Origin of the sequence: Lysinibacillus sp. NPDC093197 (assembly GCF_044754025.1) — a bacterium.
Lineage (GTDB): Bacteria > Bacillota > Bacilli > Bacillales_A > Planococcaceae > Lysinibacillus.
Genome location: NZ_JBIVOH010000004.1, coordinates 92,872 through 112,310, shown reverse-complemented (window position 1 = coordinate 112,310; position 19,439 = coordinate 92,872). Strand labels below are relative to the sequence as shown.

The following is a 19,439-nucleotide window of genomic DNA, read 5'->3' as shown; positions in this document are numbered from 1 at the left end:
CTATATTCTAAGAATGTGAAAAGAAATAGGAGGGGTTTTAAGATGAACCTAGCTATAAAAGAAATGAAGAAAAATAAAGTACGATTTTTGATTTTAGGTTCCATTGTTTTTCTGGTGAGTTTATTAACCTTTATTATTTCAGGTTTAGCAAATGGACTATCGCAAGACAATGCGGCGCTAATAAAAGATTTACCAGCAGGACAGTTTTATATGAATAAGGATGCAGATGAAACGTACAATCTGTCAAAAATAGATAGCAGTACCCAAAATGAAATGTTAAACAAACAAAAGGATGCTGTAGCCTTCTCAATTCAAATGGGCTTTATAAATGATAAGGCAGGGAAGCAGCAAAGCGTAGCCTTTGTAACTGCTACCGATTCACCACTATTTGAAAATGTGAAACATGAGGAAATTATTTTAGATAGCTCATTAAAGGATAAAGGTATACAGGTAGGCGATACAGTTACAAATAATCAATTTAGTGGCAAGTTTATTGTAAAAGGCTTTGTTGAGCAAAAGAAATATAGTCATGCGCCTGTAGCTTATATTAGCATGGAGGATTACAAAGAAATTTATCGTGTCGAAGAAATGCAATTAGTTTTCGCTCCAGATGGGGATGCTACTCAAGCCTATACGGGATTACAAGCATTTTCAAAAAATGATTTTTTAAATACAATTCCTAGTTATAGCGCAGAGCAAATGTCTCTTAATATGATTGTTTGGTTTTTAGTTGTGATTAGTGGCATGCTGTTTGCAATCTTTTTCTACATGATGAACGTTCAAAAGATTGGTTTGTACGGTATTTTAAAAGCAATCGGTTTAAAAACGAGTAAGCTATTTAAAATGATTTGGACGCAAATGGTCGTTATTACGATTATTTCACTTGCGTTATCTATTGCGCTAAGTCAAATTTTCAATCAATTTGCACCACAAGGAATGCCATTTAGTTTAAGTTTAGCAACGACAACACAATTGTCGATTGTATTCATCATTATTGGTTTTATTGGTGCAACAATTTCAGGTATCCAAATTAAAAAAATTCAACCATTACAAGCGATACAGCAAGGAGAGGTCTAATATGACGCTATTTACAATGGAGAATGTTAGAAAAACGTTTACGAATGGTGAAGTGCAAGAAGAAATATTAAAAGGGATTAATATGACGCTTAAAGAAGGAGAGGTAACGGCGTTAGTAGGTGCATCTGGCTCTGGTAAAAGTACACTTCTAACGATTGCTGCAGGGTTGCAACCTACATCTGATGGCCAAATTATTTTTGAAGGGAAAAACATGACAGCTTTGACTAAAGAACAAGTGCGACAAGTTCGGGCAAGTAAATTCGGCTTTGTTTTTCAATTTGCTCACTTAGTTCCTTTTTTAACAGTAGAAGAACAGCTTTTACTTATGCTTGAAGTGTCTGAATCAGCATTAAAGAAACACGAGCAGCAAAGAGAGGTAGAGCGACTTTTAAAATTAGTCGGGATGGATCATCGGAAAAATGCCTATCCTTCATCATTATCAGGTGGAGAGAAGCAACGAGTTGCCATTGCGCGAGCAATTATTCATAAACCGAAAGTTCTTTTTGCGGATGAACCTACTGCAAGTTTAGATTCCAAAAGATCTAAGGATGTCATGGAGTTAATTAGGGATTTAACAAAAACATTAAACATTACAACTTTAATGGTTACACATGACGAAGAAATGCTGTCATATACAGATCAGGTCATTAAAATGAATGATGGTAAAATTGTACAAAATCAATTATAGGCTGAAAAGTGTAAGTGTTAGATTGTCTGTTATCAATCTAACACTTTTTTTCTGTATGCGTTGCTTTCCTACAGTAGTTATCGCCTTCACTAACAACAACTTATTGTTAAATGGAAGATGGAAATATCAAGTTTCGTTACTGAATAGGAACTAATATTTCACATAGATGATTTTCAATCATTTGCGAGGTATATCTTTCAATTATTGGTTGTTGTCTAATGGATAGATTATGTTTTGCGATTTCAGAAAAAATATTGCCCCAAAATTCGCTGACTGCCTCTTTCGTATGGTCTAACAGGAAAACCGCATATTTCCCTCCAGTGAATGTACCAACCTGAGCAGGCTTTGCCACATGATAATCGTTTTGAATAATGACGCAAACATCATAACGACATTCTTCTTTCGGTGTAACTTCTGGATTATCTTGTGGAATAGCTAAAATTGGTGAATTATCAAATACTCCATTTTCCAGTACCCATTGCTTAAAGGATTCCATTAGTTCTTTGTTTTGCTTTTCACCATATTCACCGACGTTTCTAAAAAAGGCAATTCTTGATTCTGCTAATTCTTCAATAGTTATTTTCATCATTTCATCCCCCTTCTTAAGTAAAGGTAATATGATTAAAAATGTTTCTCAAGTGCTTATTAAAAGTATTTTTTTGTGGAACTTACGCTAGTGGTAACAAAAGAGACTTTCGGTTAGGGCATTTTTTATATCTTCGATGACATACCTTCTTAAGTAGGAGGGATAACATGTTCAAAAGGAAATGGATTCTTGTAGGAACACTTACTATGGTAATAATTATAGTTAGCCTAGTCGCTAGACTTTTTGAGGTGGATAGTTCTGAAAATAAAGAGGCGCAGCAATCTTTCGTTACTAAAGAAGAGTTAAGTATTGCTAAATTGAAAGAAAAACTGCATGAAATATATGTTGGAGTTGATGTGAAAACGACGACAAAGAAAGAATTGGTGTTACAAGTTGTGGCGGATGAAGATTATTTTAATTTTGTTAAAAAAGATATGGAGCCGATTGCCAAACGTGTTATGGAAACTTCACCATTTAAGGACTATACAGTTATTTTTGAAAGGTGGGAGTTTACAACAGAAAATGAAGGAAAAAAACTAATAGATAAAGAATTATCCTATTTTTTAAAAGCTATTGTAGAAGGTCTTAAAGAATTTGATGTATTTAAAAATGTAACGACGGATCAACACACCTTTATCACTGTTCAAACTTCTATCATTGGTTCGGAGAAAGATGCACAAAAGGTAGCATTAGAAATGGAAGAAATCATATATGGAATTTTACGTTCACAAGAGAGAAATGAAGTAACGTCGATAAATGAATTTCAGGTTAAAGTAGTGAATTCGCAAGGGGAAGTATTAAATAAGTAGAAGATAGTATTGTTTGGGTGCCTGACACTTAGCTCCTGCATAATACTAGCTCCTGAAATCGTAAAAATCCACTACGCTTTCCGCGGGCACGACGTATGCCGTAACCAACGCAGTAGCGCGGCTTGTTGCGTCTTACGTTACGTGCGTTCCCGCAGGAGTCTCCGTAGATTTTTACTAAGTAAATCCTTCTGGGAGTTGTTTGAGTGCCTGACACTTGTTCCTGCACAGTACGGGCTCCTGAAATCGTAAAAATCCACTACGCTTTCCGCGGGCACGACGTAAGCCGCAACCCTCGCTGACGCGCGGTTTGTTGCGTCTTACGTTACGTGCGTTCCCGCAGGAGTCTCCGTGGATTTTTACTAAGTAAATCTTTCTGGCGGTGCTATTTAGAAACAAAATTGTTTGGGTGCTTGGCACATAGCTCCACACTTAGAACCTGCATAGTACTAGCTCCTAAAATCGTAAAAATCCACTGCGCTTTCCGCGGGCACGACGTAAGCCGCAACCCTCGCTGACGCGCGGCTTGTTGCGTCTTACGTTCCGTGCGTTCCCGCAGGAGTCTCCGTAGATTTTTACTAAGTAAATCTTTCTGGCAGTGCTATTTAGAAACAAAATTGTTTGAGTGCCTGACACTTAGTTTTACACATAGCTCCTGCATAGTACGGGCTCCTGAAATCGTAAAAATCCACTGCGCTTTCCGCGGGCACGACGTAAGCCGCAACCCACGCAGTCGCGCGGTTTGTTGCGTCTTACGTTCCGTGCGTCCCCGCAGGAGTCTCCGTAGATTTTTACTAAGTAAATCTTTCTGGCAGAGCTATTTAGATACAAATTGTTTGGGTGCCTGGCACATAGCTCCTAAAATCGTAAAAATCCACTGCGCTTTCTGGAGACGCAGTGGATTTTTATTGTGTTAGTCATCAAATACATAACTAGCGTAGTAAATTGTAGTGAATTGTTTGAGTGGCAGGCACTTATCCTTTAAGGAAATCAGGTTTTGAGAAGCTTGGGTTTGGATATTTGTAGAATCCTTCTCCTGTTGCTCGTCCTAATTTGCCTTTGTCGATATACTCTGTTTTTAACAAGTTAGAAAGCTTTTTCATGTTTTCATCACCAGTTGCAGCAGCTTTTGCCTCGACAATGTTATGAGCGGTATTGATACCTACAACGTCTAAAATAGCAAATGGTCCAAGAGGAGCACCTGTCCCAATCATCCAAGTTTTGTCGATTGTTTCAGGATCAGATACTTCTTTTACTAATAGCATTTCAGCTGCATCTAAAAATGGCACGAGTAGAGAGTTTAAAATATAGCCAGGTTGTTCTTTATATAATGTTAGTGGAACCATTCCAATAGCACGAGCAAATTCAACAACCTCATCAAACACTTTCATATCTGTACCTGGATGTTTCATAATTTCAGCCGTATTGTTTACCCAAATTGTATTAGCAAAATGTAATGCTAAAAATTTCTCAGGGCGACCTGTAGCTTCAGCAAATTGGCTTGGTAATAAAGTAGATGAGTTAGTTGCAAAAATTGTTTTTGCTGGAGCAACTTTGCCTAAATTAGTGTAAAAGTCTGTTTTAATTTTTACAACCTCAGGAATCGCTTCGATAACAAGGTCTGCATTTGCTACAGCTTCGGCTAAGTCACTTTTAAATGAAAGACGCGCATAAGCAGCATCTACTTCTTCCTGTGTCGCACCCAAATCGTGTTGGTATAATGGTTTTAACTTTGTAATGCGATCCTGCGCATTTTTTAAAGCTTCGTCATTAATATCGTACACAGTAACGTTAAATCCTTTAAAAGCAGACTGATAAGCAATTTGACTTCCTAAAACGCCACTTCCTGCTACAGTAATGTTTTGATAGTTCATCTGAATTCCTCCTCTGATATTGTTACGTTAGTATAATAGTTTCGATGTAGAATAATTTTCTTATTACAATTTCATACTACTTCTTTCGTTGAATGAAAATCAAATTATAAACTCAATTATTATAATGATATAAAAATATGTCCGATTTCTACTGAAATTTATACGCTTCAAGTATGGCTTATTGAGAATAAAAATAACCGTCAGCCTTAATAATTTTAAAAGGAGACTTTAGGAACATATACGGTTTAGTACAAATGAATTATTATTAATCATTTGGATTTTTAGGGTATTTTTGTCTTTTATTAATAACATCTTCAAGCATTTAGACTTAGAAGTGTAAAGATTTAGTCGGAGTAAATTGATTTGCAAAAATAGGGCTATTTTATAATTTTCAATGATTTACATATATTTATAGATTTGTTAATAGGTGTTTTAGTACACTGAAGTTATGAATTGAAAGGGGTAAGGGGAATGAAGAAAACAATTTTAGCTGGAGCCTTAAGTATTGCATGTTTTACAGGAGGTTTTGGCTTACAAGCATATGCACAAGAAAAAGTCGATGTTGCAAACATTATTCATCCTAAACAAGTCGTTGCATCGACTAATCAAGTACAATCGATGTCCTATCAAGATATTTACAAAATGTTTTTACTTTTTAAGCTAGTCAATGAGGATGATGATGTAACAATAGTTACATCTAAAGATAGTATTATTATAAAAATGTCCCTTATAGGATTAATGGCATCCTACACAGATGGGACAAACTTATTCCCAGAAGGTGAACAGGCATTACAAGAAAACTTTGATGAGTTTAAAAAGCTGTATGGTGATGCGATTCAAATGCGCATTACTCAATCTGGTAATGGCTTCAAGGCTGAAATTTTTACAGCGGGGAAATGGGAAGCAGCAAGTAATACAGATATGGGTGATTTAATTACGGTATTAAACCGTGCTGACCTTGATTTAAAACCAGGTGGGTATTTTACAGATGCGATTGGCCATTGGGCTGAAAGCTATATCCAATTGCTTTATCAGGCTGGAATCGTAACTGGTACTACTGATACAACTTTCAATCCGAACGGACAAGTAACACGTGGTCAATTAGCTGCGATGATTTTCCGTGCTTCAGGATTAGATGTAAATGAAGATTATGAAGGACCTGCTTCTTACAAAGATATGCAAGGTTTCTGGGGAGCTAAGGAAGTAGCGATTTTACAAGAGTACGGGTTACTCGAAATTTTCGATGGTAATTATTTTGAGCCAAACAAACCTGCTACACGTGAAGAGATGGCTCATGTTACGGCAAGTTACTTAGAAGCAATGGAATTCGATATCGCAAAGGCTAACAAAAATAATACCTTTACGGATAAGGATCAAATGCGTAAGGAAGCTGTGGAATCTATTGGTTTATTACAGCAATTGGGAATTATTGAAGGTGCAAGTGGCAAGTTTAATCCAAAAGGCAATCTGACTCGTGCGCAGTTTTCTAAAATTTTATCACTTACGTTGATGCTAGTGAGTGAAGAGTAATACATCCTGTAGACTAAGCTAAATTTAAAATGTAAAAATCCACTTCGCAGTGCTTTGATAGGCGAAGTGGATTTTTTACATTTTTTCTAAGTGCCAGTCACCCAAGCAATTCGGAAAATTCAAACAAAATAAGTGCTTAGCCTACAAATGTATGAAACATATAGCTTAAAAAATAGCCGAATAAAGTATATGTCATAAAGGATTTTAAGGTTACTGATCGTACATGATGCAAAATAAATTCTGAAATACTAGCCGTGCCGATTAATCCTATTGAGAGGCCCATTAACATTCCTTGTGCCTTAATTGTTAAATTCCAATATTGACCAATGAAAACGAAAAATACAAAGAATATCGAAAATCCGATGAAATAAATGAATAGTTTCCATAGTCTTCCGCTTTGTGAAAGAGATGCTGTTGTAAGTGCAAACCCTTCCGGAAGATGATGAAGAATGATTGATGCTGTCATTGTAATACTAAGGGCGGAATTACCAAGTAAGTTTCCAATGGTAAGACTAATAGGAATTGTATGGATGACCATTGCTATTGCAAGCAAAGAAACGGAGGAGTTTTGATGATTTGTAGGGTGAAATAAACTACTAAGTAATTGAAATATTAAATAGCCAATAAGTATGCCTAATAGTATGCCAAAAGACTTGTACATTTGAAAAGAGGAGGGAATGATATCTAGTACGAGCAATCCTACTAAAAAACCACCACATAATAATGATAAACCTTGGGTTGTATGTTGAAACAGCTTAGAGAAAACCCAAGCGATTGTTCCACCTATGCTAACGCTGAAAAAAAGAAATCCACCAAGTATCATTGCACTCAACTGCGAAATTCCTCCGCCCTATAATAAACTGAAGTCCGTTTTACAAAATATATGCAACGTAAAGGGTTATATGATGGAGCACAGTTAAAATAAATGACCACGTTTGCATTTAAATAATGAAAACTATACACGCAAATCGAAACAGTGCGTATAAAAGAAATGAAGCTGGATACTAAGCATTCCTAAAAAGATTTCTTTTTTTTTAATAGGGTAGTTATATTTATAAATTAATTAGTTATATAGTAGCTTAATTATGATAATAGGGGGATTGCTATGAAATGGGCTGCACTTTTGAGCTTTTTAATCATGATTACTGTTAATGTTATAGCAAGTACAATAGGTATTAATGGCAAAACAACAGGAGAAGTATCTAACCAACTACAGGTGCTGTTTATGCCAGCAGGCTATGTTTTTTCTATATGGCTTGTTATTTATATAGTTTTAGGAATATGGCTTGTTATTCATTTATTCCGGAAGAAAGCCAATCAAGAGACAGCCATCATAAGTCTTGTAACGTCAACTTGTCTGTATAATATTGCTTGGCTTTTATGTTGGCATTATGAATACTTTTCGTTATCGATCGTCATGATGATTGGACTTCTATTCAGTTTAATTTTTATTTATAGAAGTTATCCGAAAGGGGATACCCATTTTGCAGGGAGATTACCTTTTTCGATTTACTTGGGCTGGATTAGTGTTGCCTTAATGGCGAATATTAGTTATGTTCTGACGTACTATATGTGGGATGGCTTTGGTATATCAGATGTATGGTGGGCAAATTTGTTGCTTTTCGTTGCCACATGTCTTGCTATTTATATTCGCTATGTTGAAGTAGATTTTTTGTTTCCAATAGTTATTATTTGGGCTTTTATCGGCATTGCTGTGAAAAATGGGGTAGATGCTGGAAGCTTATTTTATATGCCTTTACTGTATAGTGCTGTGCTTGTTATATGGATTTTTATCGGAAAGCGAAGATAATGAAGCGTCACTGTATACGTAAAGTATTATTTGGAAAAAAGAGGTTGTATTAAATTGACTGAATATTACTTTAATTCTATACTTTTGAATAGAAATACTAGATTCATTGATTTAGTCAACTACTAATGAAGGTGAGGAATGTAAGTATGAAATGGGATGCGAGTTATGATGTAGTAGTAGTAGGATCAGGCGCTGCAGGTTTGACAGCAGGACTAACAGCAAAGTTGCAAGGGATGAAATCATTAGTCATTGAAAAAACTGATCGTTACGGTGGAGCATCTGCCCTATCGGGTGGAGCACTATGGATTCCAAATAATCATGTCATTAAAGGTGCAGGTGTTCCTGACACGCATGAACTAGCACGTTTGTACTTAGATTCAACTATTGGTGATCGTGTGCCAACCACATTAAAAGAGGCTTATATAACGCAAGGACCTGAAATGTTAATGTTTTTAAATCATCATACTAATCACATGCGTTTCCAATATGCTACAGGCTATTCGGATTATTATCCTGAAAAACCAGGTGGCCTTTCACAAGGGCGCTCTATTGAGCCACTTATTTTTGATTTGCAGAAGATGGGAACTTTAGCTGATACGATGCGCCGGTCTACTATGTCGACTAAAGGCTTCACGATGAATAGCTATGAATTCCATAAGGTAAATATGATAAGACGTACAATGAAAGGAAAAACAACAGCACTAAAACTAGGGATGCGCTTAGTGAAGTCTAAAATAACAGGTAGTGAGCCTGTAGCGTTAGGACAATCATTAATTGCACGCTTACGTATGTCACTTGCAGAAGCGAATGGGGAGTTATGGGTTTCGACGGCATTTAAAGATTTTATCGTAAAGAATAATCGCGTGATTGGTTTAATCGTAGAACGGGATGGACAAGAAATGCAGATTGAAGCCAAACAAGGTGTAGTGCTTTCATCTGGTGGCTTTTCACACAATCAAGCGTACCGAGAGAAATATTTGCCTTCCCCAACCAATGCCAAGTGGACATCGACTCCAGAAGGACAAACAGGTGATTGTATTGAACCAAGCGTTAAAATTGGGGGAACGTTAGATTTAATGGATAAAGTATGGGGGGCGCCTTCAGTATTAGATCCAGAAGGTCATCCATTCTTTTTAGTAGCAGACCGTGGGGTACCGAATATGATGGTGGTAGACAATTTAGGCAATCGTTTTTTAAATGAAGCTGCCCCTTATCATGAGTTTGTAGATAATATGTTTGCACATCATAAAAAAACGAATACTGGAATACCTTCGTGGATTCTTATTGATGCAACTGCGAAGAGTCGATATATATTTACAGGTTTGTTCCCTGGACAAGCTTTCCCAAAAAGCTGGTTTGACAATGATATTGTGAAAAGCGGGAAAACAATAGAGGAATTGGCAAGTCAAATGGGTGTACCATCAGAAAATTTAATTGAAACGGTTGCGCGTTTTAATACATTTGCACGTAATGGACACGATGATGATTTCAATCGAGGGGAAAGTGCTTACGATAACTATTACGGTGATCCTACATTAAAAAACCCAAATTTAGCTGAATTGAAGGATGCACCTTATTATGCACTACGGTTATATCCAGGCGATATTGGCACGAAGGGGGGGCTCGTTATAGATGAACATGCTAGGGTTGTAAAGAAGGACGGAACACCAATTGAAGGCTTGTATGCGTCTGGTAATTGCTCAGCTTCGATAATGGGCGAAACCTATCCAGGACCGGGTGCTACACTAGGACCAGGAATGACGATGAGCTATATCGCAACGTCACATATGGCGAAAAGCAGTAAACAAGAAATAGCAACTCTTATTGAAGCTTAATTTGTACTATATAAAAACCTTCTTCTTCTTTCGATAAGGAGGTTTTTTTGTCTCGAGAAGTATATGTGGAATGCCTTTTTACTAATGGAATCAGGCTATTGGTATGTGCAATCGTTCTAATTTTGTTCGTTTTTGAATATAGTGGCTACTGGGTGAAGAAATAGGACAGTACATTGAAATGCTAAAAACAATAACTGGGTTATAAGGAAGGCAATGCTTTGTTATTGAAAGTGAAAAAGGAGTGACTACACACGTGCTAGAGTATAGACTCGTGACAACGATTAACGAGCTAGAGACATATAAGGATACTTGGTCTGAAATACTTGAACGTGAAAAAAACGATAATCCTTTTATAGAATATGAATGGATTTCGACGTGGTGGATGATAGTTGGGCACGATGTGAATGTGGAAATTTACATTGTTGAGCATAAGGGGAAAGCTATAGCATTTTTCCCGTTAGTTCATACAAGAAGATTTGGTAGTATCCACCAATTTGGCTTTTTAGGACAAGGACTTGCCTCTTATATGGAGGTAATTGCCGAAAAAAGATGGAAAGAGCAGGCTGTGCATTATTTATTAAAGGAACTTACAAGCAAATTTTCCCGAGTCCTCTTCGTATTACATGGCTTACTCGAAAGTAAGGATACATCTCAAATATTAGAAAAATATACGTTAGCACATCAATTGCCCTATTCAGTTTTTCGTGTTGTCACGCCTTATATAGATTTTAAGTCGATTGAATTACCCGATTTTTTAGCACAGCATAAGCGAAGATTAAAGAGTATTAATCGTCGAGAAAAGCGGTTGAAGGAATTTGGAAACATAACTTATCAAAAAGCACATGCTGGAAGTTTAGATAATATGTTTCGATTGTTTGAAAGAAGATGGCAAAAGAAAATGGATACGAGTGGATTTACAGACGAACGAACGAAGGCATTTTTTGAACAGCTTGCAAAGCAGCAAAATGGAGCACTATGTTTAAAAGTTCATAGTTTGCAATTTGAGAATACTTGGATTGGCTTTACATTAGATATTTGTTGTCGAGGGAGAAATTTTTGTCATGCTATGGGGCATGAACCTGATTTCAATATGTTTGGACCTGGACGTTTAATTGAAAAGGAAAATATGCTAAAGGCACAAAGTATGAACTTTCGTCTATACGATTTTGGTATTGGGTATGAGCCTTATAAGTTTGACTGGTATACACATTTAGATTTTACAAGAAAATTTATTATGAGTACTACAGGGATGAGGGAACAAGCGCTTCGTAATGTAATGGTGCTGCAAGAATCGATGTTAGCCATGGTGAAAACAAATCGCAGGATTGTAGAGTGGAAACGTAATACATTGGGAGAATTAAGATACTTGTTCACAAAAGCTAATATGAATGAGTGGTTTTCGATGCTGAAATGTAAGGTTTTTAATGGACATGTATTTAATATTTATTATTTGGATGAAAAAATATGCCACAATAAATCTAACTTCCAGGAAATAAATATTCAATCGGTGCTAGACCACGATCAGCGAACTGAGCTCCTTGCTCATTATTTTAAAGGCTATAAGCTCTATGGACAGAAACAGGAAATTTCATTTTTGCGACATGATAAATTAATCCAAGAGGAAGCGGATGGGTTTATGCAAGAATTGCCACCAAATACTACATATATTAAAAATTATGAACTACCTAAACTCCAAATTATTGTAGATGAAGTGCAACGAGAAGGGCGTGCAATTTGTACCTCGGCTAATTGGTTTGAGTGGCGAAAGCGTAGGACGTTGAATGCATTAGGTTTTCGAAGGGTAGAACGTGTATGGGTAAATCAACTGTTGAAGTGGAAAAAAGTGCATCGTCAAGAAAAGAAATGGGTGAAATTTTTTTCAAAACAAGGACAGCAATCAGAACATAGCTGGCACCTAGCACTACTTTCCTTTCTAATATAACAAAAAATCCTTAGCGTCTGTTTATAGGCGCTGAGGATTTTTACTTGTCTCGACTTGGAGCTGTATATGCTCTTGTTAAAAGTGAATGCCTGGCTTGTCAATTAGCTTACAGCCTGTGCCATATTTCGCTTTTAAGGCACCTTTAAAGTTTGTTTGTTCAAGCTCTGGGAATGCTTGCTTCCATAGTTCGAATACATTATGGTTTGATGCTGTGCCATCTTTTGTTAAACGGACAATATGAAAACCATATTCATCATTGCAACGAGCTAAAGCACGATTTTCACGCACTGTAATAATGCGTCCGCTTTCAGTTATTTCATAGAGTTCTTCATAGCCTGCGATTGCACGGCTTTGTTCATCCAAATTAGCCGTTTTTATAACAGCTTTTTTAACAGACTTTTGTTCATTAGCCCCATTGGCAGGCGTTTCAGTTTTATTTTCCTCAGGAAGTTGCTCGACGATAATAAAATCCTTATTTGAAGCTTTATCACTCATCGTCGCCATTACGTTCATAATGGAACCTACATAATGCATTGGTTTTTCATTACCTTCTTCATATACGAAAATATTATAGTCGGTTTTATTAATCTTTTTTATAATAATATTTCCTGTTGAAATCGTAAAACCGATAAATTTGTTTTTATTAAGTGCTTGTAGTGCTTGTTGTTTAGTTAAAGTCATTACTAAATCTCCTAAATAATTGTTTTTTCTATTTTACCATAAAATAAGGCTCGCTGTTTTTCGATGGTTGTTGTTATACAAAGCGAGGAAGTTTTGTGTTGTTTTCCGAAAATTCGAGAAAAAATGTAAAGTATGCTTTACAAATAAAAAATAGTAAAGTACACTTTGCGTAAAGGTTGCTTTACATCGGGGTGGTGAAAAATGGAACAACGTATTAAAGAATTAAGAGCATCATTTGGCTGGACTCAAGAACAGCTATCCGAAAAACTAGGAGTTTCAAGGCAAACAATTATTTCTATAGAGAATGGTCGTTACAATCCATCTTTAGAACTTGCGTATAAAATCGCAAAATCATTTCAACTAAGTATTGAAGAAGTATTTATTTTTGAGAAAGGTAGTGATTAAATATGAGTTTGGAACAAATGTTAGGATTTCTTGGTATAGTGCTTGGCATTTCAGGAGGTCTTTTTGGACTTTGGTGGGGACGTAGGATGGCGGCACGTAAAAATGGACTCGATGAAAGATATGAAAAAATTACAGTAAGCTCACTAGCGAATGGGTGGAAAATAACGGTTATTTCCATTTATGCTCTATTTCTGTTGTTAATAGCAGGTGTTCAGTTATCTACCGCTCAAGCTTTAGGAATCCTTTTACTAATTCATATGGCTGGATGGGCATTTTCAACAGTATATTATAATTTAAAATATTAATTCCAATTAATGGAAATAAAATAAAAAGGAGCAATGTAAATGCAGCACAAGTTTGGTATGAATTTATCATGGTCGCAAGGAAGAAATGGTACAGGGAACTTAACATCAACTAATTTGAATACAATCGTATCTATTCCTCGGGAAATGAATGGACCAGGAATCGGAACAAATCCAGATGAAATGTTATTAGGTGCTTCAGCAACTTGTTATTTAATTACATTTGCAGCATTACTGGAAAACGCCAAAATACCAGTTGAGGCATTGTCGATGGAGTCAGAAGGGTTTGTAGATGTAACGGATGGTGTTTTTACATATGAGAGAATTGTCCATAAACCAAATGTGAAAGTACCGCATCTAACCGAACGTGATGAAAATCTTATTAATCGGCTAGCTCAAAAAGCAGAACAAACGTGTATGATTAGTAAAGCATTAAAGGGAAATGTTCATATCGAATGTCACCTTCAAATTGAGCAGGTGTCTGATTTTCAGTAATTAACTTAATCTCTTGATTATTAAAGGAATTATGCCAAAAATTTTTCTGGTGTAATTCCTTTTGTCATATTTACAGGGTATTTGCTTTGTCTGAAATAGTTCTATAAATGGGCGAAATGAATATATAAAGTTAAGCACTAAAAAAATGTAAAGGATGATGTATTGCACGTACAGACAGCTGAGACAATCACATTTTACGGTCAGTATGGTAAACGAATTTTTGATATAGTCGGGGCATTTATTTTATTACTTATTACAATTCCTCTTATGTTAGGTGTACTCCTCCTATTATTCGTTACTACAGGACGCCCCATCTTTTTCAAACAAATTCGAACTGGTTACGAACATCAACGTTTTATCATTTGGAAATTAAGAACAATGGCTATTCAGGCAACACCTGTCAACATGCCTGTAATATGTACAGAAGGTATTCCAGATGATTACTATTTCAAAACTGACCAAGATACGCGCATTACAAAGGTAGGAGCAATATTACGTAAATTAAGCATCGATGAAATTCCGCAGCTTTTAAACGTATTAAAGGGGGATATGAGTATTGTTGGACCAAGGCCCGAAGTACCGACAATTACAAATAGTTACAGTGCGTTACAGGCACGCCGTTTGGAAGTAAAACCAGGTTTAACAGGGCTTGCACAAATTAACGGACGATCTAATATTTCGCATGGTCAAAAAATCTCCTATGACATTCATTATGTAGAAAACGTAACGTTTTGGATGGATTTAAAAATTGTTATGAAAACCTTTTTCGTCGTTCTAGGTAGAACAGGGGCTTACTAAAAGAGCAAGAGGTGAAGGATGCTGAAGATTGTTCAACTAATAACACGTATGGATAAAGTAGGAGGCGCTCAAAAACATGTGGAGGCACTTGCGATAAAGTTAAAGCAAGATGCCCATAAAGTTACGATTGTTACAGGTTATTATGATGCTTCATTATGGCGTTTACAAGATGAGCAAATTGATGTAATCAGTATTCCTGCCATGCAGCGGGCAATTCATCTAACAAAAGATATCCAAGCACTTTGGCAATTACGAGCTGCTTTTAAAAAAATACAGCCTGATGTCATTGCTACACACTCTTCTAAGGCAGGGGCAATTGGACGTATTATCGGTGGTCTTTTGCGCATTCCGACGATTTTTACCGCACATAGCTGGAGTTTTACAGAAGGAGTGCCACAAAAAAAGCAACTGATGTATCGCCAACTTGAAAAAACGGTCCAGCCATTAACAACTAAGATCATCACCGTTTCTGATTATGATCGTAAGTTGGCATTAACAAAAGGCATTGCACCTGCTCATAAAATGCAGACGGTTCATAATGGCATTGAACAATTAGAAATGAAAATAGCACCAAATAGAGCGGAAAATGAGCATCCGCAAATTGTAATGGTTGCTCGCTTTGAGGTGCCAAAAAGGCAAGATTTACTGTTGGAGGCTTTGATGGAGTTATCGGATATACCTTGGCACCTTCAATTTATTGGTGATGGTTCTTTGCGTCCCCAATTAGAAAGTTATGTTAAAGACAAAGGTTTTTCAGAGCGAGTTACGTTTTTAGGCAATCAATTAGATGTCACAAAATTGCTTGCTCACAGTCATATCTTTGCACTGCTATCAGACTGGGAGGGTTTACCCATTTCAATTATTGAAGCGATGAGAGCAGGACTTCCTATCATTGCCACGAATGTTGGTGGAGTCAATGAGTTAGTGACTGATCAAGAAAATGGATTTTTAATCGCTCGTGACGAACCAAGCCTACTGAAAGAAAGGCTTAAACAGCTTTTAACGGATGAAACGCTATGTGAAAAAATGGGCGATATAAGTGAACGACGTTTTTTACGTGATTTTACGTTTATTCCTATGTATCAAAAAACATTATCAATCTATGAACAGGCAATTTCAAAGTTTGCTAAAAAGGGTGATTAAATTGCAATTAATTCGCATTAGAACAGAAGATGAACTTACGTATTATAAGGGGATTTGGGATGAGATATTAGCGAATGAACACAATGATAATCCGTTTATTGAATATGCATGGTTTTATAACTGGTGGATTACTATTGGAAGAAAAGAGCGAGTAGAGCTATATGCTGTGCAAAAGGATGAGGATATTATTGCATTTTTGCCATTTACGGTTCGAATGCTTTGGGGTGTTCGTCTATATGCCTTTACAGGTGAAAACATCGCTAATTATTCGGGTGTTATCGCAAGGAAAAAATGGCAATTGCCTGCTATAACATTTGTATTTGATGAGCTAATGAAAAAGCATCGTCATGTACTATTTTCATTTCATGGATTACTTGAAAGTAAAGAGTCCTCGAAGGGAATTGAACAGTATTTCGTAGAAAGGCAATTACCGCCACATATTTTCAGAGTAGTAACACCATACCTTACTTTTCAAGACGTCGATTTCAATAGCCATTTCAATAACCGTAAAAAAATGCATGGTATAGATCGAAGAGAAAAAAAGCTACGTAATTTAGGATCTTTACGGACAAAAACACCTGAACAAGAAGACCTTTGGCAAATGTTTAGATTATTTGATCGACGTTGGAAAAAAAAGATGGATACGAGCGGCTTTACAAAAGGAAAGAAAAGGGAATTTTTTGAACGCATTTTCAACCTTAAAGGGGAAGCGATGCAAGTAGAAGTAGACGCACTTGTTTTTGAAGATCAATGGCTTGCCTTTAACTATGGTATTTGCTGTCGAGGGCGCTATGTCACTTATGCACTCGGACATGAGCCGAACTTCAATATTTTTGGAATTGGTCGTTTACTTAATCAAACTACGATAAAGCGTACTTTTTCAGAAAATTATCATATGTTCGATATGAGTATTGGTTATGAGGCTTATAAATTTGATTGGCGCTCTGGCATCGATTTTACGAGGCGTATCGTTGCAAGTAGTAAGACAAAACGAGCAAAGGTTTTGCTTGGTTGGTTTGTAATGAAGGAACGTTTAAAGGAAATGCTGAAAAGTAGTCAGCGTTTCGTTGGATGGAAACGTCACACTCTTGGTGAACTGCGTTATTTAGTAAAGTATGGAAAAGCGAAAGATTGGCTAGAATATGGACAACAATTCGTTGAAAAGTTTGTTCGTTTTAAGCAAGTGGAATTGTACGAGTTATCCCCCTCTGATCGGGTCGTTCCACAACAACCAGTAGGGGAGTTGTTTGAGGAAATGTCGATTCAAGAGGCAATGTCACTCGATCAGGAAGAGATTATTTCATTATTTTATAAGGGATATACCATTTATAAAGATTCCTTTGCACAGACGACGAAGCCTGCATTTGCATTACATACGAAAAACTTACGTGTGGATGCATTGCAAATCGTTGAATCGTTGCCTAAACAAACCTACTTTTTGAGCTACGATCTCTATAAAGAGATAGACGTTGTTACAGCATTTATTCAAAAAATAAAGCCAAATGAAACACTTTGGGTAACGGCAAGCTTTTGGCAATGGCGTAAGCGAAAACGATTGCAGCAATTAGGCTATAAACGTATTTCTCGAATGAAGCATTTTAAATGTGCTCGTTATGAGCGCAATCATGTAGAAAATTACACAGAGAGTGGGGGCGGTGTTCATTCTATCCATTAGAAGTAAGCGATGGAATATCGCGATGCAGCATATTTACTTTGCAGAAAAGTTGGCAAATACTAGAAAGTCAATGAAGTTAGTTTGTCACACACATTCACTTGTTCCGAGCCGTAAGCTTGTTAAACGTGAAGCGGTTCATATTCCATTAACAAATCATGAGTGCTCGATGTATACAGCACTTTCGAAAAACAATCGAAAGTTGCTACGTCGCGCACAGGAAGAGCCCTATCAAGTATTTTTATATACAGAGCCTTCAGAAGAGAACTTACGAGCTTTTCAACAGTTTTATAATGATTTTGCAAAAAGGAAAAAAATTGAACAAATTACTAAATCGCAGATGGAATCCATTATGCTTTTAAATCAAAAAAACGCTTTGTTTTTGTCAGAAGTACGTAGTATATGTGGACAAACATTGTGTTATCGATTGGATATTGTACATGCACAAAAAGCGATGTCCTATTACGTAGCGACAAGTGATGATTTATCATTGCCTGCCCATTTAAAGCGTCCATTACGTTATGCGAATCGTTTCTTGTTATGGCACAATTTAATGTATTTAAAGCAGCAGGGATTTGTACTATACGATATGGGCGAGTTAACAGATGTCGAAACGATTCGTCAATTTAAATTGAGCTTCGGTGGACAAGTTGTTAACGTATATTCAGGCTACATCGCACAATCGAAAATGAGTGCGTTGTTATTGGGCGTGCAAAAGTGGAGAAAATAGCAAGCAATGCAAATCATGGTGGTTTAGTGATTTCACTGGACTTTGAGTTAAATTGGGGTGTTCATGATGTATTTCGGCATGGACAATATAATAAAAATTTATATGGTGTTCGTCAGGCATTACCTAAAATTTTGATGCTGTTTAAGCAATATGAAATACATGCGACATGGGCTACTGTTGGTTTATTATTTGCAGAATCCAAAGGTGAGATGGCTCATTACTTGCGAGGCATTCCAGTGAAATATAAACAAATGCGGTATGCAGCACATTCCCAGCTTGCGAAAGTAGGGGAAAATGAGCAAGAAGATTCTTTGCACTTTGGCAAATCATTAATTGAAGAAATTATTCAAACCCCTCATCAGGAAATTGGTAGTCATACATTTTCCCATTTTTATTGTTTAGAAAGTGGACAAACAGAAACGGACTTTCTTGCGGATTTACAAGCAATGAACATGATATGTGACGGGTATATTGAACCGATGAAGTCCATTGTTTTTCCACGTAATCAAGTGAATGATAATTATTTTACAATTTGTCAGCAAGCAGGATTTGTTTGCTATAGAGGAAATGAACTACATGATTTATACAATCCTAAAAAGTTCACTAAAAAAAATCGACTATCTTTTGGTGTAATGAAATGGCTGGATAGCTATGTTAATGTAACTGGCAATCATATGGTAAGTCTAGAAGAGATGCAAGGGGATGCATTTATTAATGTTCGAGCAAGTGCATTTTTAAGACCATATAGTAGCTTGTTGCGTGCATTTGAGCACCTCAAGGTAAAACGAATTAAAGAAGGAATGCTTGCTGCTGCAAAGGAAGGGGCTTTTTATCATTTGTGGTGGCATCCGCATAACTTTGGAAAACATATTGATAAAAATTTGGCGATGCTTGAGGAGCTTTTGCAATATTATCAAGAATTACAGCAGGATTATAATTTTCAAAGCTATTCCATGCATGAGGTAGCCAGACTATGTAATGTAAGCAATAACATTTCTGAATAGAGTGTTATTGCTTTTTTATTTTAGTTGCTCAGAATTCATCCTCTACTTAATTGATGCTCTG

At 36.5% G+C, this 19,439-nt stretch carries 19 protein-coding genes; 15 read left to right on the top strand and 4 right to left on the bottom strand.

What is annotated here, in order from left to right:
• The first annotated feature begins 42 nt into the window (after positions 1-42).
• Both ACIP9G_RS12915 and ACIP9G_RS12910 read left to right on the top strand, forming a co-directional pair.
• On the top strand, positions 43-1,077 hold the full coding sequence (locus tag ACIP9G_RS12915) for an ABC transporter permease (RefSeq protein ID WP_401019806.1): 1,035 nt from the start codon (positions 43-45) through the stop codon (positions 1,075-1,077).
• Between the two features lies 1 nt (position 1,078).
• The gene (locus tag ACIP9G_RS12910; RefSeq protein ID WP_340822651.1) at positions 1,079-1,765 is read left to right on the top strand and encodes an ABC transporter ATP-binding protein; all 687 of its coding nucleotides are present in this window, start codon (positions 1,079-1,081) and stop codon (positions 1,763-1,765) included.
• A gap of 136 nt (positions 1,766-1,901) precedes the next feature.
• On the opposite strand, the gene ACIP9G_RS12905 is transcribed toward ACIP9G_RS12910, so the two are convergent.
• The gene (locus tag ACIP9G_RS12905) at positions 1,902-2,351 is read right to left on the bottom strand and encodes an AraC family transcriptional regulator (RefSeq protein ID WP_401020171.1); all 450 of its coding nucleotides are present in this window, start codon (positions 2,349-2,351) and stop codon (positions 1,902-1,904) included.
• A 167-nt stretch (positions 2,352-2,518) separates the two neighbouring features.
• Between ACIP9G_RS12905 and ACIP9G_RS12900 the strand changes: the two genes are divergently transcribed.
• The gene (locus ACIP9G_RS12900; protein WP_401019804.1) at positions 2,519-3,160 is read left to right on the top strand and encodes a hypothetical protein; all 642 of its coding nucleotides are present in this window, start codon (positions 2,519-2,521) and stop codon (positions 3,158-3,160) included.
• A 971-nt stretch (positions 3,161-4,131) separates the two neighbouring features.
• Here ACIP9G_RS12900 and ACIP9G_RS12895 read toward each other — a convergent pair.
• Positions 4,132-5,031: a 3-hydroxyacyl-CoA dehydrogenase gene (locus ACIP9G_RS12895; protein ID WP_401019802.1), complete on the bottom strand. Its 900-nt coding sequence runs from the start codon at positions 5,029-5,031 to the stop codon at positions 4,132-4,134.
• A gap of 471 nt (positions 5,032-5,502) precedes the next feature.
• Here ACIP9G_RS12895 and ACIP9G_RS12890 point away from each other — a divergent pair, with 471 nt between their 5' ends.
• The gene (locus ACIP9G_RS12890) at positions 5,503-6,561 is read left to right on the top strand and encodes an S-layer homology domain-containing protein (protein ID WP_401019799.1); all 1,059 of its coding nucleotides are present in this window, start codon (positions 5,503-5,505) and stop codon (positions 6,559-6,561) included.
• Positions 6,562-6,697: 136 nt separating this feature from the next.
• On the opposite strand, the gene ACIP9G_RS12885 is transcribed toward ACIP9G_RS12890, so the two are convergent.
• Complete coding sequence (locus tag ACIP9G_RS12885) at positions 6,698-7,384, bottom strand: ZIP family metal transporter (protein WP_401020168.1); 687 nt, start codon at positions 7,382-7,384, stop codon at positions 6,698-6,700.
• 282 nt (positions 7,385-7,666) lie between these two features.
• Here ACIP9G_RS12885 and ACIP9G_RS12880 point away from each other — a divergent pair, with 282 nt between their 5' ends.
• The 3 genes from ACIP9G_RS12880 to ACIP9G_RS12870 all read left to right on the top strand — a co-directional run bounded on the left by ACIP9G_RS12880 (position 7,667) and on the right by ACIP9G_RS12870 (position 12,148).
• Positions 7,667-8,371, top strand: coding sequence for a tryptophan-rich sensory protein (locus tag ACIP9G_RS12880; RefSeq protein ID WP_401019798.1), 705 nt, complete (start codon positions 7,667-7,669; stop codon positions 8,369-8,371).
• Positions 8,372-8,517: 146 nt separating this feature from the next.
• A complete protein-coding gene (locus ACIP9G_RS12875; RefSeq protein WP_401019796.1) occupies positions 8,518-10,206 on the top strand; it encodes an FAD-binding protein in 1,689 nt (562 codons plus the stop codon).
• A gap of 253 nt (positions 10,207-10,459) precedes the next feature.
• Positions 10,460-12,148: a GNAT family N-acetyltransferase gene (locus tag ACIP9G_RS12870; RefSeq protein ID WP_401019793.1), complete on the top strand. Its 1,689-nt coding sequence runs from the start codon at positions 10,460-10,462 to the stop codon at positions 12,146-12,148.
• Positions 12,149-12,223: 75 nt separating this feature from the next.
• Here ACIP9G_RS12870 and ACIP9G_RS12865 read toward each other — a convergent pair whose 3' ends face one another.
• The gene (locus tag ACIP9G_RS12865) at positions 12,224-12,829 is read right to left on the bottom strand and encodes an NUMOD4 domain-containing protein (protein WP_401019791.1); all 606 of its coding nucleotides are present in this window, start codon (positions 12,827-12,829) and stop codon (positions 12,224-12,226) included.
• A 201-nt stretch (positions 12,830-13,030) separates the two neighbouring features.
• On the opposite strand from ACIP9G_RS12865, the gene ACIP9G_RS12860 reads away from it, so the two are divergent.
• The 8 genes from ACIP9G_RS12860 to ACIP9G_RS12825 all read left to right on the top strand — a co-directional run bounded on the left by ACIP9G_RS12860 (position 13,031) and on the right by ACIP9G_RS12825 (position 19,378).
• On the top strand, positions 13,031-13,234 hold the full coding sequence (locus ACIP9G_RS12860) for a helix-turn-helix transcriptional regulator (RefSeq protein ID WP_340822660.1): 204 nt from the start codon (positions 13,031-13,033) through the stop codon (positions 13,232-13,234).
• A 2-nt stretch (positions 13,235-13,236) separates the two neighbouring features.
• Positions 13,237-13,539 carry a hypothetical protein gene (locus tag ACIP9G_RS12855; protein ID WP_340822661.1) on the top strand — a complete coding sequence of 101 codons (303 nt, stop codon included), beginning with the start codon at positions 13,237-13,239 and terminating at the stop codon, positions 13,537-13,539.
• A gap of 39 nt (positions 13,540-13,578) precedes the next feature.
• Positions 13,579-14,031 carry an SACOL1771 family peroxiredoxin gene (locus tag ACIP9G_RS12850; protein WP_401019789.1) on the top strand — a complete coding sequence of 151 codons (453 nt, stop codon included), beginning with the start codon at positions 13,579-13,581 and terminating at the stop codon, positions 14,029-14,031.
• A 162-nt stretch (positions 14,032-14,193) separates the two neighbouring features.
• Positions 14,194-14,829 carry a sugar transferase gene (locus tag ACIP9G_RS12845; protein WP_401019787.1) on the top strand — a complete coding sequence of 212 codons (636 nt, stop codon included), beginning with the start codon at positions 14,194-14,196 and terminating at the stop codon, positions 14,827-14,829.
• A gap of 18 nt (positions 14,830-14,847) precedes the next feature.
• Positions 14,848-15,972 (top strand): glycosyltransferase family 4 protein, encoded by a 1,125-nt coding sequence (locus ACIP9G_RS12840; RefSeq protein WP_401019785.1) that lies wholly within the window; start codon positions 14,848-14,850, stop codon positions 15,970-15,972.
• 1 nt (position 15,973) lies between these two features.
• Complete coding sequence (locus ACIP9G_RS12835) at positions 15,974-17,647, top strand: GNAT family N-acetyltransferase (protein ID WP_401019784.1); 1,674 nt, start codon at positions 15,974-15,976, stop codon at positions 17,645-17,647.
• Positions 17,628-18,374, top strand: coding sequence for a hypothetical protein (locus ACIP9G_RS12830; RefSeq protein WP_401019782.1), 747 nt, complete (start codon positions 17,628-17,630; stop codon positions 18,372-18,374). The genes ACIP9G_RS12835 and ACIP9G_RS12830 overlap by 20 nt, the downstream gene beginning before the upstream one ends.
• Positions 18,362-19,378, top strand: coding sequence for a polysaccharide deacetylase family protein (locus ACIP9G_RS12825; protein ID WP_401019780.1), 1,017 nt, complete (start codon positions 18,362-18,364; stop codon positions 19,376-19,378). Before ACIP9G_RS12830 ends, ACIP9G_RS12825 begins: the two co-directional genes overlap by 13 nt.
• Positions 19,379-19,439: the final 61 nt, after the last annotated feature.

Coding starts and splice junctions, on each gene's coding strand:
- ACIP9G_RS12915 (WP_401019806.1), top strand. CDS start 43: ATGAACCTAGCTATAAAAGAAATGAAGAAAAATAAAGTACGATTTTTG.
- ACIP9G_RS12910 (WP_340822651.1), top strand. CDS start 1,079: ATGACGCTATTTACAATGGAGAATGTTAGAAAAACGTTTACGAATGGT.
- ACIP9G_RS12905 (WP_401020171.1), bottom strand. CDS start 2,351: ATGAAAATAACTATTGAAGAATTAGCAGAATCAAGAATTGCCTTTTTT.
- ACIP9G_RS12900 (WP_401019804.1), top strand. CDS start 2,519: ATGTTCAAAAGGAAATGGATTCTTGTAGGAACACTTACTATGGTAATA.
- ACIP9G_RS12895 (WP_401019802.1), bottom strand. CDS start 5,031: ATGAACTATCAAAACATTACTGTAGCAGGAAGTGGCGTTTTAGGAAGT.
- ACIP9G_RS12890 (WP_401019799.1), top strand. CDS start 5,503: ATGAAGAAAACAATTTTAGCTGGAGCCTTAAGTATTGCATGTTTTACA.
- ACIP9G_RS12885 (WP_401020168.1), bottom strand. CDS start 7,384: ATGATACTTGGTGGATTTCTTTTTTTCAGCGTTAGCATAGGTGGAACA.
- ACIP9G_RS12880 (WP_401019798.1), top strand. CDS start 7,667: ATGAAATGGGCTGCACTTTTGAGCTTTTTAATCATGATTACTGTTAAT.
- ACIP9G_RS12875 (WP_401019796.1), top strand. CDS start 8,518: ATGAAATGGGATGCGAGTTATGATGTAGTAGTAGTAGGATCAGGCGCT.
- ACIP9G_RS12865 (WP_401019791.1), bottom strand. CDS start 12,829: ATGACTTTAACTAAACAACAAGCACTACAAGCACTTAATAAAAACAAA.
- ACIP9G_RS12860 (WP_340822660.1), top strand. CDS start 13,031: ATGGAACAACGTATTAAAGAATTAAGAGCATCATTTGGCTGGACTCAA.
- ACIP9G_RS12855 (WP_340822661.1), top strand. CDS start 13,237: ATGAGTTTGGAACAAATGTTAGGATTTCTTGGTATAGTGCTTGGCATT.
- ACIP9G_RS12850 (WP_401019789.1), top strand. CDS start 13,579: ATGCAGCACAAGTTTGGTATGAATTTATCATGGTCGCAAGGAAGAAAT.
- ACIP9G_RS12840 (WP_401019785.1), top strand. CDS start 14,848: ATGCTGAAGATTGTTCAACTAATAACACGTATGGATAAAGTAGGAGGC.